8 protein-coding genes are annotated in these 12,934 nt (G+C 71.0%); 7 read left to right on the top strand and 1 reads right to left on the bottom strand.

Annotated elements, in window-relative coordinates; genetic code table 11:
* Positions 1–102: 102 nt before the first annotated feature.
* The 7 genes from HED23_RS13625 to HED23_RS13595 are packed head-to-tail and all read left to right on the top strand — an operon-like array spanning position 103 to position 10,987.
* Positions 103–1,776 carry an extracellular solute-binding protein gene (locus HED23_RS13625; RefSeq protein WP_203183686.1) on the top strand — a complete coding sequence of 558 codons (1,674 nt, stop codon included), beginning with the start codon at positions 103–105 and terminating at the stop codon, positions 1,774–1,776.
* Between the two features lies 1 nt (position 1,777).
* The gene (locus HED23_RS13620) at positions 1,778–2,803 is read left to right on the top strand and encodes an ABC transporter permease (RefSeq protein ID WP_203183685.1); all 1,026 of its coding nucleotides are present in this window, start codon (positions 1,778–1,780) and stop codon (positions 2,801–2,803) included.
* A gap of 17 nt (positions 2,804–2,820) precedes the next feature.
* Positions 2,821–3,744: a carbohydrate ABC transporter permease gene (locus HED23_RS13615; protein WP_238442266.1), complete on the top strand. Its 924-nt coding sequence runs from the start codon at positions 2,821–2,823 to the stop codon at positions 3,742–3,744.
* Between the two features lie 59 nt (positions 3,745–3,803).
* The gene (locus HED23_RS13610; protein ID WP_203183683.1) at positions 3,804–6,038 is read left to right on the top strand and encodes a sialidase family protein; all 2,235 of its coding nucleotides are present in this window, start codon (positions 3,804–3,806) and stop codon (positions 6,036–6,038) included.
* A gap of 15 nt (positions 6,039–6,053) precedes the next feature.
* Positions 6,054–8,030 carry a beta-galactosidase gene (locus HED23_RS13605; protein WP_203183682.1) on the top strand — a complete coding sequence of 659 codons (1,977 nt, stop codon included), beginning with the start codon at positions 6,054–6,056 and terminating at the stop codon, positions 8,028–8,030.
* Complete coding sequence (locus HED23_RS13600; RefSeq protein ID WP_203183681.1) at positions 8,027–10,246, top strand: glycosyl hydrolase family 95 catalytic domain-containing protein; 2,220 nt, start codon at positions 8,027–8,029, stop codon at positions 10,244–10,246. Before HED23_RS13605 ends, HED23_RS13600 begins: the two co-directional genes overlap by 4 nt.
* 33 nt (positions 10,247–10,279) lie before the next feature.
* Positions 10,280–10,987, top strand: a complete 708-nt coding sequence (locus HED23_RS13595; RefSeq protein WP_203183680.1) for a GH12 family glycosyl hydrolase domain-containing protein — start codon at positions 10,280–10,282, stop codon at positions 10,985–10,987.
* 138 nt (positions 10,988–11,125) lie between these two features.
* On the opposite strand, the gene HED23_RS13590 is transcribed toward HED23_RS13595, so the two are convergent.
* Positions 11,126–12,922: an HEXXH motif domain-containing protein gene (locus tag HED23_RS13590; protein WP_238441939.1), complete on the bottom strand. Its 1,797-nt coding sequence runs from the start codon at positions 12,920–12,922 to the stop codon at positions 11,126–11,128.
* Positions 12,923–12,934: the final 12 nt, after the last annotated feature.

Raw genomic sequence — 12,934 nt, 5'->3', positions numbered from 1 at the left:
CAGTACCGACCGGCTCGGCCGGTAACGCCCCTACCTCAGACACAGGGCCGAGCGGCAGTCGCCGCCGCGGGCCGTCCTGTTGCACCACGAAGGGTTGACGCAATGACGCCGAACTCCCCCTCCGCTCCCAGCCGGAGACGATTCCTCGCCTCTTCCGTGGTAGTCGCGGCAGCCGTCGGCGGGGGGATGCCGCTCCTCGCCGCCTGCGGCGGCGGTTCCGGTGGCGCGAAGAACGAGGGCACGACCACGGGTAAGAAGCTGAAGGACATCCTTCCGGCCTATGTCCCCTCGAACACCGTCACCCCTGACATCCCCAGCAAGAACGGCTCCGCCGACGGCTTCACCACGGCGCTCCCCGCCGACAAGCTGGCGGTGTCGGTGCCGGAGAAGCTCGGCAAGGGCAGCGAGATCAGCATCATGGCCCCGCTGTGGGGCACATCGCCCGGCGAGGGCAACGCGTACTGGACGGCGATGGACGAGGCCGCCGGCGTCAAGGTCAAGTGGCAGAACCAGGACGGCAACGTCTACGGACAGAAGCTCGGCGCCGTGCTCGCGTCCAGCGCCGTCCCGGACGCCGTCGTCGTCCCGGGATGGGAGCTCCAGGGCAAGATCCCCAGCGCCATCGCCAACAAGTTCGCCGACCTGGGCCCCTACCTGTCGGGCGACAAGGTCAAGGCGTACCCCAACCTGGCGGCCATTCCCACCGGCGCCTGGCAGCGCGGCATCTTCGCCGGCCAGCTGCGAGGGATCCCCATGCCCGCCGAGGCCACTCCCAACATCACCCCCTTCTACCGCGCCGACATATTCGAGGAGAAGGGGTACGAGGTCCCGACCACCACGCAGGAGTTCTACGACCTCTGCAAGGAGATCAACGCCCCCAAGAACAAGGTGTGGGCGTGCAGCGACATGACGTGGTCGGCGTTCGTCTTCTTCGGGGTGCTTCCGGAGAAGCCCTACTACTGGCAGCTGGTCGACGGCAAGCTGGTGAACCGCTACGAGACCCAGGAGTACCTGGAGGCGCTGGAGTGGTCGCGCTCGCTGTACTCGGCAGGCTTCGTGCACCCGGATGCCAAGGCGGAGACGGGTGACATGCGCACCACCTTCTCCTCGGGCAACGTCATGATGTACAACGCGGACATCTCGGACTGGTACGCGGCGACCGCCGTCCAGCGGCTGGACAAGCCGGAGTTCCGGATGGGGGCGATGGACTTCTTCGCACACGACGGCGGTGACCCCGTCATCTACGAGGCCTCCCCCTCGAACATCTGGTGCTTCGCCAGCAAGAAGGCCGACAAGAAGGTCATCGAGGACCTCCTCGCGCTGGCCAACTTCACCGCCGCTCCGTACGGGAGCAAGGAGCAGCGTCTGCGGGCGTACGGCCTGGAGGGCACCCACCACACCCTCAAGGACGGGGTGCTCGTCAAGAACGAGAAGGGCAACAACGAGGTCTTCGCCACCTACGAGTACGTCGCGACCTCCAAGCCGTACCGCGCCTACCCGGACTACCCGGACGTCGCGAAGGGTGTCATCGAGTGGCAGCAGCGCCAGGGCGCGCACCTGAGGAAGCCGCTGTTCCACGGCATGCAGATCCAGGAGCCCACCCGGTACACCGAGCTCAACGCGCAGTTCGAGGCCCTGGAGAAGGACATCGTGCGCGGCCGCAAGAAGGTCAGCGACATGCAGCAGCAGGTCTCGGACTGGAAGACCAAGGGCGGCGACAAGCTGCGCGACTGGTACAAGAAGCTGCTCGACGAGACCGGTGAGTCGGCTTCCTGACATGGCACTGAGCACAGATGGCCGGCGCGCGCAGGGATCCCCTGCGTCGCCGCCGGCCGAGAAGGACGGGGCGGCCCGCGGGCCGGCCCCGGTCAGCGCGAAGGTGCCCCTGCGGCACCGGCTGCGCCGTGACCGGACGCTGCTGCTGATGACCCTGCCGGCGATGCTGCTGCTGCTGGTCTTCGCCTACGTCCCCCTGGTGGGCAACGTCGTCGCCTTCCAGGACTACGACCCCTACATCGCTGACAACGCCTTCCAGGCGATTCTCCAGAGCCCCTGGGTCGGCTTCGAGTGGTTCCAGCAGATGGTGAACGACCGGCTGTTCTGGTCCGCGCTGGGCAACACGCTGACGATCTTCCTGTTGCAGCTGACGCTGTTCTTCCCGGTGCCGATCCTGCTCGCGCTGTTCATCAACAGCTTCGTGCGGCCCCGGGTCCGGGCGGTGGCGCAGGCGATCCTCTATCTGCCGCACTTCTTCTCCTGGGTCCTGGTCATCACGGTCTTCCAGCAGATGTTCGGCGGCGCGGGGCTCATCGCGCAGACGCTGCGGGAGAACGGGTACGAGGGCTTCGACCTCATGACGAACCCCGGTCTGTTCAAGTTCCTGATCACCTTCGAGATGATCTGGAAGGACGCCGGCTGGGGCGTCATCGTCTTCCTCGCCGCTCTGGCATCGGTCAGCCAGGAGCTCTACGAGGCGAGCGCGATGGACGGTGCGAACCGCTGGCGCCGGATGTGGCACGTCACACTGCCCGCCCTCCGCCCGGTCGTGGCCCTGCTGCTGGTCCTCCAGGTGGGCAACGCGCTCACCGTGGGCTTCGAGCAGATCCTGCTCCAGCGCACGGCCGTCGGGCCGGGCGCCTCCGAGGTCCTCGATACCTACGTGTGGAACGTGGGCATCACCAACGGCGGCTTCAGCTATGCGGCGGCCGTCGGGATCGTCAAGGGAATCTTCGGTCTGCTGCTGGTCCTCGGGGCCAACAAGGTCGCCCATCTCATGGGTGAGCAGGGGGTGTACAAGAAGTGAGCGGCCTGCTCTACCGAATGACCGGCGTGGCCGGGATCAAGCCGGGTACCCGTGGCCGGCTGCGGCCGGTGTGGGAGGAGGAGCCGACGAAGGCGGGGCTCGCCTCCAAGGGTGTGGTCCTGGTCCTGGCCTGTCTGGCCGTGCTCTTCCCGCTCTGGGTCGTGGTCGTCACCAGCCTGTCCTCGGTGCGGACCATCACCGACGCGGGCGGGCTGGTGGTGATCCCGCGCGGCATCACGTTCGTCGCCTACCAGGAGCTCCTCGGCGGCGGCCAGGTCACCCGGGCCGCAGTGATCAGCATCTGCGTGACCGTGGTCGGGACGCTCTTCAGCATGGCCGTCTCGATCATGTGCGCCTACGGCCTGTCCCGGCCGGGTTCCGTGCTCCACCGTCCGCTGCTGCTGTTCATGCTCGCCACGATGTTCTTCGGGGCGGGCCTGATCCCCACCTACCTGGTGGTGCAGGGGCTCGGCCTCACCGACTCCTATCTGGCCCTGATCCTCCCGAGCGCACTGAACGTCTTCAACATCCTGGTCCTGCGTGCCTTCTTCATGAGCACGGCACAGGAGCTCGTCGAGAGCGCCCGCATCGACGGGGCGGGTGACTTCCGCATCCTGTGGCAGATCATCATGCCGCTGTCCCGCGCGGTCATCGCGGTGATCACGCTCTTCTACGCGGTCGGTTACTGGAGCGCCTGGTTCAACGCGTCCATCTACATCAGCGACCCGGAGATGATGCCGCTGCAGAACGTGATGAACCAGCTGGTCCTCAAACAGGAGCGGCCCACCGGTCTGACGCAGGTCATCAACACCGGCCACCTGTCACTGCTCGCCATCCAGATGGCGGTCATGGTGCTGGCGCTGATCCCGGTCGCGTTCCTCTCACCGTTCGTGCAGAAGCACTTCAAGGAAGGCATGCTCACCGGCGCCGTCAAGGGCTGATCACCACCGTCCGCACAGCACCGCACCCACCCGTCACTCCCCTCCGGAGGGTCCTCGTCATGCGCGTTTCGTCCGTCCCGCAGCCAGAACCCGCCCCGCGTCCCGGGCGCCGGACAGTCCTGGCAGGTGCGGCCGTGGTCGCCGCCTCGGTCTCCGTGCTGCCGGCGGCGGGCACGGCCTCGGCCGCCCGGCGGCCCGCGAAGACCCAGCCGCACCGCTGGCGCACCGCGGCGATCGGCGGGACGGGCTTCGTGACGGGCATCCTGTTCCATCCGGCCGTGCGGGGTCTCGCCTACGCCCGCACGGACATCGGTGGCGCCTACCGCTGGGACGACCGCAGGTCCCGCTGGACGGCGCTCACCGACCACATCGGCTGGGACGACTGGAACCTTATGGGGGTCGAGGCGATGGCCGTCGACCCGGCGCACCCCGACCGGCTGTATCTGGCCCTGGGGACGTACACGCAGGCGTACGCCTCCCCGGGCGCGGTGCTCCGGTCCGAGGACCGGGGCGCGACCTGGGCGCGTACGGATCTCACCGTCCGTCTCGGGGCCAACGAGGACGGCCGGGGCTGCGGCGAGCGGCTGCTGGTCGATCCACGCGACAGCGGGACGCTCTGGCTCGGGACGCGCCATGACGGGCTGCTGCGCTCCACGGACCGGGGGGCCACCTGGGCCGCCGACACCTCGTTCCCAGCCACGGCGTCGGCCGGCGGCCAGGGCGTCACCCTGCTGGTGGCGGCCGGCCGGACGGTGTACGCGGGCTGGGCGGACGGTGGCACGGCCCTGTACCGCACGAACGCCTCGGGCGGCTGGGAGGCCGTACCCGGACAGCCGTCCGGCGCGGCGACGAAGGTTCCGGTCCGCGCGGCGTACGACACGGGCACCCGTGCGCTGTACGTGAGTTACGCCGACGGCCCGGGCCCGAACAACCAGGCCGACGGATCGGTGCACCGACTCGATACGGTGACGGGGACCTGGACCGACGTGACGCCGGTGGCCCCGGGCCCCGGCGACGCGTTCGGGTACGGCGGGGTCGCCGTGGACGCGGCCCGCCCGGGGACTGTCGTGGTCTCCACGAACAACCGCTGGGGCCCGGTGGACACCCTCTTCCGCTCCACGGACGGCGGGGCGAGCTGGACCTCCCTCAAGGACACCGCGGTGCTCGACGTCTCGGAGACTCCGTACCTGAAGTGGGGCGGCGAGCCCAAGTTCGGCTGGTGGATCCAGGCCGTGGCCGTGGACCCGTACGACTCACGGCACGTCCTGTACGGCACCGGAGCCACGATCTTCGGGACGCGCGACCTGGTGCACTGGGCCCCGGAGATCCGAGGTCTGGAGGAGTCCTCGGTGCGGCAGCTGATCGCACCGTCCTCGGGGACGAGGCTCCTCAGTGGTCTCGGCGACATCGGCGTCATGCGCCACGACTCCCTGACCGCGTCCCCGTCGCGCGGCATGGCCTCGAACCCCGTGTTCGGCACGGCGACCGGTCTCGCCCTGGCCACGCTGAAGCCCTCCTACGTCGTGCGGACGGGCTGGCCGTCGGGCTCGGACTCGGCCGGCGCGTACTCCCGCGACGGCGGGGCGACCTGGCAGCCGTTCGCCTCCCAGCCGGCGATCGCGCCCTCGGCCCCCGGCCCGGTGGCGGTGTCCGCCGACGGGGCGACGCTGCTGTGGTCGTTCGTCCACTGGGACGGCACGAAGTACGCGGCACACCGGTCCACGGACGGTGGCACCACCTGGGCGGAGGTGGCCACGTTCCCCAAGGGCGGCACGCCGGTCGCCGACCCGCTCGATCCGAGGCGCTTCTACGTCTACGACACGGACACGGGTGCTGTCTTCCTCTCCACGGACAAGGGCGCGACCTTCACCCGGGGCGCGACGGGGCTCCCTTCGGGGGACGTCCAGTTCCGTATAGCGGCGGCGCCCGGGCGCTCCGGCGATCTCTGGCTGTCCGCCAAGGAGAACGGTCTGCTGCGCTCGACGGACGGCGGCCGCACCTTCGGGCCGGTGGCCGGCTGCCAGGCCTCGTACGCCCTCGGTTTCGGCAAGGCCGCCCCGAGGAAGGGCCGTGCCGGCTACCCGGCGCTCTTCCAGACCGGCCGGGTGTCCGCGACGTACGACGGCGTGGCCGTACTCCGGTCGGACGACGCGGGCGCGACCTGGGTCCGTATCAACGACGACGCCCACCGGTGGGGGTGGACCGGCGAGGTCATCACCGGCGACCCCCGCGTCCACGGCCGTGTCTACCTGGGCACCAACGGCCGCGGCATCCAGTACGCAGACCCCCAGTAGAGGAACGAGACGTCAATGCCGTCCCTGCACGACGCCACCCGTGGCCGCATCCTCTTCGGAGGCGACTACAACCCCGAGCAGTGGCCCGAGGAGGTGTGGGCCGACGACGTCCGGCTGATGAAGGAGGCCGGGGTCAACTCCGTCACCATCGGGGTCTTCTCCTGGGCGAAGATCGAACCACGCCCGGGAGCACGGGAGTTCGGGTGGCTGGACCGACTGCTCGACCTGGTCCACGCCAGCGGCGTCGGCGTCGTCCTCGCAACGCCGACGTCCTCACCGCCGCCGTGGATGGGGGCCCTCCACCCGGAGACCCTGCCGCGCACCGAGGACGGCGCCGTCGTCAACTACGGTTCGCGGCAGCACTTCTGCCCGAGTTCACCGGTGTACCGCCGCTATGCCGCGGCCCTCACCGAGGATCTCGCGGCACGGTACGCGGACCATCCGGCGCTGACCGTGTGGCACATCAACAACGAGTACTGCACGCACTGCTGGTGCGACGAGACCGCCGCCCACCTCCGCCGTTGGCTGGCGTCCCGGTACGGCACCCTGGAGGCGCTCAACGACGCCTGGGGAACGGCGTTCTGGAGCCAGCGCTACGACACCTGGACGGAGATCCTGCCTCCGCGCAAGGCGCAGTACATGCGCAATCCCGCACAGGAGCTGGACTTCAAGCGGTTCACCTCCGACGCCCTGATGGAGTGCTACGCCGCCGAGCGGGACATCGTCGCCCGGCACACCCCGCACATCCCGGTGACGACCAACTTCATGCCCCTGTGGTCCGGTCAGGACGCCTGGGCCTGGGCGGAGCAGGAGGACATCGTCTCCGTCGACGTCTACCCGGATCCGACGGACCCGCGGGCCGGTCAGTACAACGCGATGCTCGCCGACATGACCCGCTCACAGGCGCGCGGGCCGTGGATGGTGATGGAACAGGCCGCCGGGACGGTCAACTGGCGTCCCGTGAACCACCCCAAGCCCGCCGGTCTCAACCGGCTCTGGTCACTCCAGTCGGTGGCGAGGGGTGCGGACGCCGTCTGCTACTTCCAGTGGCGGCAGTCCCGGCAGGGTGCGGAGAAGTTCCACTCCGGCATGCTGAGCCACGCCGGTGAGCAGGGCCGCACCTTCCGGGAGGTCAAGCGCATCGGCGCGGAACTCGCCCTGATCGGCGCCGAGGTGAGCGGCACCGGCGTGGTGTCCGAGGTCGCCGTGCTGCACGACTGGGATGCCTGGTGGTCGAGCACCCAGGAGGGCCGGCCGTCCTCCCTCGTGTCGTACACGGAGCTGGTCCAGGCCTGGCACCGAGGGCTGTGGGACGGCGGCATCGGCACGGAGTTCGCCCGTCCGGAATCGGATCTGAGCGCGTACCGGATGGTGCTCGTGCCCCAGCTCCAGCTGCTCGGTGACGCGGCCGTCGACAACCTCGTCGCCTACGTACGGGGTGGAGGCACCCTTGTGTGCGGGTTCTTCACCGGCGTCGCGGACGTGGACGACCGGATCAGGCCGGGTGGCATGGACAGCAGGCTGCGTGAGCTGTTCGGCATCCGTACGGTGCACGAGTGGTGGCCGCTGGACGCGGAAGCCACGGTGGAGTGCGACGGCTTCCGAGGAACGCTGTGGTCGGAGGAGCTGGAACCCGACGGCAGCGCGGAGACCGAGGCGTCGTACCGCGGCGGCGAACTGGACGGGCTGCCTGCGGTACTCCGCAAGGGCACCGCCTGGTACGTCTCGACACTGCCCGAGCCCGACGCGCTGCGCGGCCTGCTCGGCAGGGCGGCGGCCGAGGCCGGCGTGCGCCCCGTCGTCGAGGGGCTCCCCTCCGGGGTCGAAGCGGTGCGGCGCGGTGATCTGCTGTTCCTGCTGAACCACGGCCGGTCCCCGGCCGGGGTGACACTGCCGGGCCGGCATCTCGACCTGCTCACGGGGGCCGCGGCCGACGGCGGTGTGGAGCTGGAGCGCTACGGCGTCGCCGTGCTCAGAAGAGTCTCCGCATGATCGACGGAACGTGGGAGCCCTCCCCCGCGGCCCGCTGGGAGGACGCGTTCCTCAGCGGGAACGGCCGTCACGGGGCGATGGTGTACGGGGACCCGGCGGACGACCGGGTGATCGTCAACCACCACACGCTGGTGCGGCCCAACGGCAGCGAGGAACTCCGCCCGCCGGAGCTCGCCGACCGGCTCGGCCGTCTCCAGGACGCGCTCCTGTCAGGGGACACGACGGCCGCCGAGGACTTCGGCGCGGGGCGTCCGCTGGTGTGGGTGCAGCCCTTCCACCCGGCCTTCCGGACGCGCGTGCGCCGCACCCGGGGGCTGCACGAGGCGGTCGCCGGATACAGGCGCGAGGTCGACTTCACGACGGGCGAGGTGAGCGCCTCCTACGAGGCGTGGAGCAGTCGCGTCTTCGTGTCGCGGGCCGACGACGTGATCGTGCAGCACGTCACGGACCTCGGGCTGACCGCCGACCTCGTCCTCGACCACTCCCTGCCCGGCGCCCCCGCGCAGCTGGCGGTCGGCCGCTCCACGGTGCTGACCCCGGAGGGCGCGCACCTGGCACTGCGGGTGGGCTACCCGGGCAGCGGGCTCGGCTACACGGGCGTCACCGTGGCGCGGGTGGAGGGCGGCACCGTCTCCGTGGCCGGTGAGGGGATCCGGATCGAGGGGGCGCGTAGCCTCACCCTGACGACCCGGGTCGTCAGGGGCGCCGGCCGCCCGGACCTCGGGGAGCTGTGGGCCGCTCTGCCACGCGAGGACCACGCCACGCTGCTGGAGCGCCACCGGCCGCTGCACAGGACCGCTTACGGGCGCGCCTCCTTCACCCTGCGGGACGCCGCGCCCGGGCGTGAGCTGTCAGGCAGCGAGTTGCTGCGCGCGCCGAAGTCCCCCGCGCTCCTGGAGCGGCTCTTCGCGGCGGGCCGCTACCACCTGCTGTCCTCCTCGGGGATGCTCCCGCCCCGGCTGACCGGCCTGTGGACCGGCGACTGGGACACCGCCTGGTCCGGCGCATTCACGACGAACGCCAACCTCAACCTCCAGATCGCCTCCGCCGCCGCAGCCGCCCTTCCGGAGGTCACCGAGGCCCATGCATCCCTGGTGCAAGGGCAGTTGTCCGACTGGCAGGACAATGCCCGGGCGCTCTTCGGGGCGCGGGGCATCGTCGCGCCGTCACACACGGACGGCGCGTCCGGTCACACCCGGCACTTCCAGCGCGCCTATCCGCTGCACCTGTGGACGGCCGGGGCGGACTGGCTGCTGCAACCGCTCCTGGAGCACGCCGAGGTCACGACGGGCACCCCGGACGCCGCTCTGACCGGCGCGCTCGTCGAAGCGGCGCTGTTCTACGAGGACTTCCTCGGCCGCGAGGACCCGGACGGGAACCTGGCCGTCGTGCCCTCGTACTCCCCCGAGAACCGGCCGGTCAACGCGAGCTGGGTCACGGTGAACGCCACGATGGACATCGCGGCGGCCCGCCACGCCCTGACGACAGCTGCCGAACACGCCCCGGGGCACCCGTCCGCCGGCCTCTGGCGGTCGCTCGCGGCCCGGCTCCCGGCGTATCTGGTGAACGAGGACGGGGCGCTCGCCGAGTGGGCGTGGCCCGGCCTGCTGGAGACGTACGACCACCGCCACCTGAGCCACCTCTATCCGGTGTGGCCGCTGGACGAGATCAACCCGTACGACACCCCGGAACAGGCCGGGGCCGCGCACCGCGCGCTGGAGCTGCGCGGCTCGGAGAACGACTCCGCCCACGGCCATCTGCACCACGCCCTGATCGCCGCCCGGCTGCGGGACCCGTCCCGGGTGTCGGCGGCGCTGGATGCCGTGCTCGGCGGCGACTTCTTCCACGACTCGCTGATGAGCGCGCACTACCCTTCCCGGAACGTCTACAACGCGGACGCGGCCCACACCCTGCCCGCCGCCGTGATCGAGTCGCTCGTCCAGTCGGCGCCCGGCCGTCTGGTGCTGCTGCCCGCGGTCCCGGCGGCGTACCCGGCCGGCGAACTCCGCGGCGTACGCACACGGTTCGGCGCACACCTCGACCTTCGGTGGTCGGAGGACGGCGCCACCGCCGTGCTGCGCCCCACCCGCGACGCCCGCGTCGACCTGCGTACGGGCGACGGGCTCGTCCTCACCGAGACCTCCGCCGGAAACCCCTCGGCTCCGCTGGAGCTGACGGCCGGCGTGGACCGCGTCCTCACCCTGGGGCCGCGGTAGCAGTCCTCCATCCCCACATGGAAGGAACACCCCATGGCACGATCCACCCTGACCCGGCTGCTGATGGCCCCCACGGCAGCCGTGGCCGCGCTGATCGGCTTCGCGGCGGCTCCCGCCCACGCCGCGATCTGGACCTCGTCCGAGCAGTGGGGCAACTACACCACGTCCGACAACTACATCCTCTACAACAACATCTGGGGCTCGGGAGCGGGCACCCAGTCCATCTGGGCCAACTCGTCGAGCAACTGGGGCGTGACGGCGAACCACCCGAACACCGGCGGCATCAAGTCGTATCCGAACGCCAAGAAGATCGTCAACAAGCCGATCTCGTCGCTCTCGTCGCTGACCAGCGGCTACAACGTGACGGTCCCGTCGTCCGGCGCGTACAACACGTCGTACGACATCTGGGACACGGACTACGACTACGAGGTGATGCTGTGGGTGAACCACAACGGTGCCGTCGGCCCCCTCGGCACCTCCCAGGGGCGTGTCACCCTCGGCGGGCACACCTGGGACGTCTACAAGGGCAGCAACGGCGCCAACGAGGTCTTCTCGTTCCTGCGGACCTCCGACTCGTCCGCCGGCACGGTGAACATCCTGCCGATCCTGAAGTGGATCAAGGACACCAAGGGCTGGTGGGGCAACGAGACCATCGGTGACGTCCAGTTCGGCTACGAGATCACCTCGTCGTCCGGCGGACTGAACTTCACGACCAACGGGTTCAACGTCTCGTCGAGCTGATCCGAGGGGACCACGGGCCGGGAGGACGCCCCCGGCCCGTGGTCCGCGTCCTGCGCGGAGCACCTCGTCGTGCCCCTTGCCGGAGCACCCGTCCGGTGTCCGTGCGACTCCGGGCCGCCGGCCGGCCGGCGTGCGGTGTCAGTGCGCGTCCGGGCCGCCGGCCAGCCAGCGTGCGGTGTCGGTCCAGCGGTCGGGCGACGACGCCTCCAGGAGCGCCGCGAACCGCTCGGGGCGGGCGAGCAGCCGACGGTCACCCGGGTGCAGCGCCGTATGCGCGAGCAGCCAGCCGGCCAGCGCGTGCGGGTCGACGGGTCCTGGTCCGTGCAACTGCTCGGTGTACGCCGTTCGTGCCGCTTCCGCGTCCCCCGCGACCAGCAGCTCGTCGGCCGTCCGAGGCCGGCCGGCCTCGCATTCGCGCAGCCGGTAGAGCCGGGCACGGTCGTCCTGCCAGTACCCGCGCCCCTGACCGGGGACGACGAGTGGTTCACCGCCCGGTACGGGGACGGCCCCGGAACGAAACGCCTTGACGAGCGTGTCCTTGTCGTCCTCGGCGCAGCGCAGGTTGCGCAGGCGCCACTCCACCCGGTGGCTGACCGCCGACGCGCGGGCCCTGGCCGCGGTACCGGGTTCCAAGGGCTCCCTCAGCCAGCCGTCGACGGTCTCGGACAGCCGGGTGACGAGCCGCAGTCCGGGTTCGGTGAGCCGGGCACGGGTCGCCAGGGTGCGCAGGACCATACGGGTCTGGAGCCGGCGCAGCGCGAAGAGGAACGGCGCGCGTCCGGCCGGGTCCGCTTCGGCGTCTCCGATCCGCTCCCGCCAGAAGCCGGTGACGCCGACGAAGGCGTAGGCCCCGTGGAGAAGTCCGGGCAGGTGGCGGGGGTCGGCCCGCCAGGGCGCGTAGTGGCGTTCGGACCGGTCGTCGTCGAGGAGCGGGAAGAGGTGGAGGAGGGCGCCGAGTTTGCTGTGCTGGAATTCGTGGACGAGGGTCTCCGCGAGGACGAGGCCGTCCGGGGGCCGGGCGATCACCATGGAGGCGAAGGCGTCACCCGTGGAGGCGCTGAGCCCCTCGGCCGGTACGGGGAGCCCTGTGGCACTGTTCGTGGCAGGCCAGGGAACGATGCGGCTGATCTCCTCGGGCCGCAGGCCGCCGGGGCCGGTGCCCCCTCGGCGCAGGATGGCCACGGCGTCCTGGAACAGCCCCTGCCAGGCCCGCAGCTCTCCGGGGCCGAGCCGGCCGGGGGGTATCGGCTCGTCCAGGTCGCGGTAGGGGTCGAGGTCGTCGAGCTGCACAGAGTGCGCCCCCGGTCCGGCGTCCAGCCTGTGCACGGGCAGCCAGTTCGCCGACTCCGGCTCGGTGAGCGGGTGTACGACGATATCGGGGCCCCGGTCCGGGCGGACGGTGAGGGTTCCGCCGGAGACCACGGTCCGCACCGGGTGGAAGCCGTCCTCCTGCGGGCCGGGGAGCCGGACCATGCCGAGCGCGGGCAGGCTGACGGCCGCGCCGCGGGCGGGCAGGACCAGCTCGGCGTCCGTGCCCGCGTGGACGGCCGCTGTCGCGGCGACGGCGGCGAGCTGCCCCGCATCGGCCCACAGGGGCGGGCCGGAGGCCGTTCCGTGCAGCCTCCGGAGCATGTGGGCGAGCCAGCTGCCGACCTGAGGGCTCAACAGCAGTGTGTCCACCGGCTCGGGAGCGCGGGCGGCGGCGGCCTCCAGCGTGGGCCAGACGGTACGCGCGTCAAGGGGTCCGAGGATGCCGGGAGCCGCGTCGAACCGGTCGAGTATCTCGCGCAGCAGAAGGAGGCGGCGGCTGCGCTCGCCCCGGACCAGGAAGGCGACGGCCTCGGGTGAGCCGCCGCCTGTGGCGATGTCGTCGAACAGGGCGCCGGGCATGCGGATCGGGGCGTACATCTCGCTCCCTGTCGTGGACGGATTCATCGCGGCGGCTCA

Source organism: Streptomyces pratensis (assembly GCF_016804005.1).
GTDB classification, from domain to species: Bacteria; Actinomycetota; Actinomycetes; order Streptomycetales; family Streptomycetaceae; genus Streptomyces; species Streptomyces pratensis_A.
Note: the sequence above shows the minus strand (reverse complement) of the source record. Positions and strands in the feature narration are given on the sequence as shown.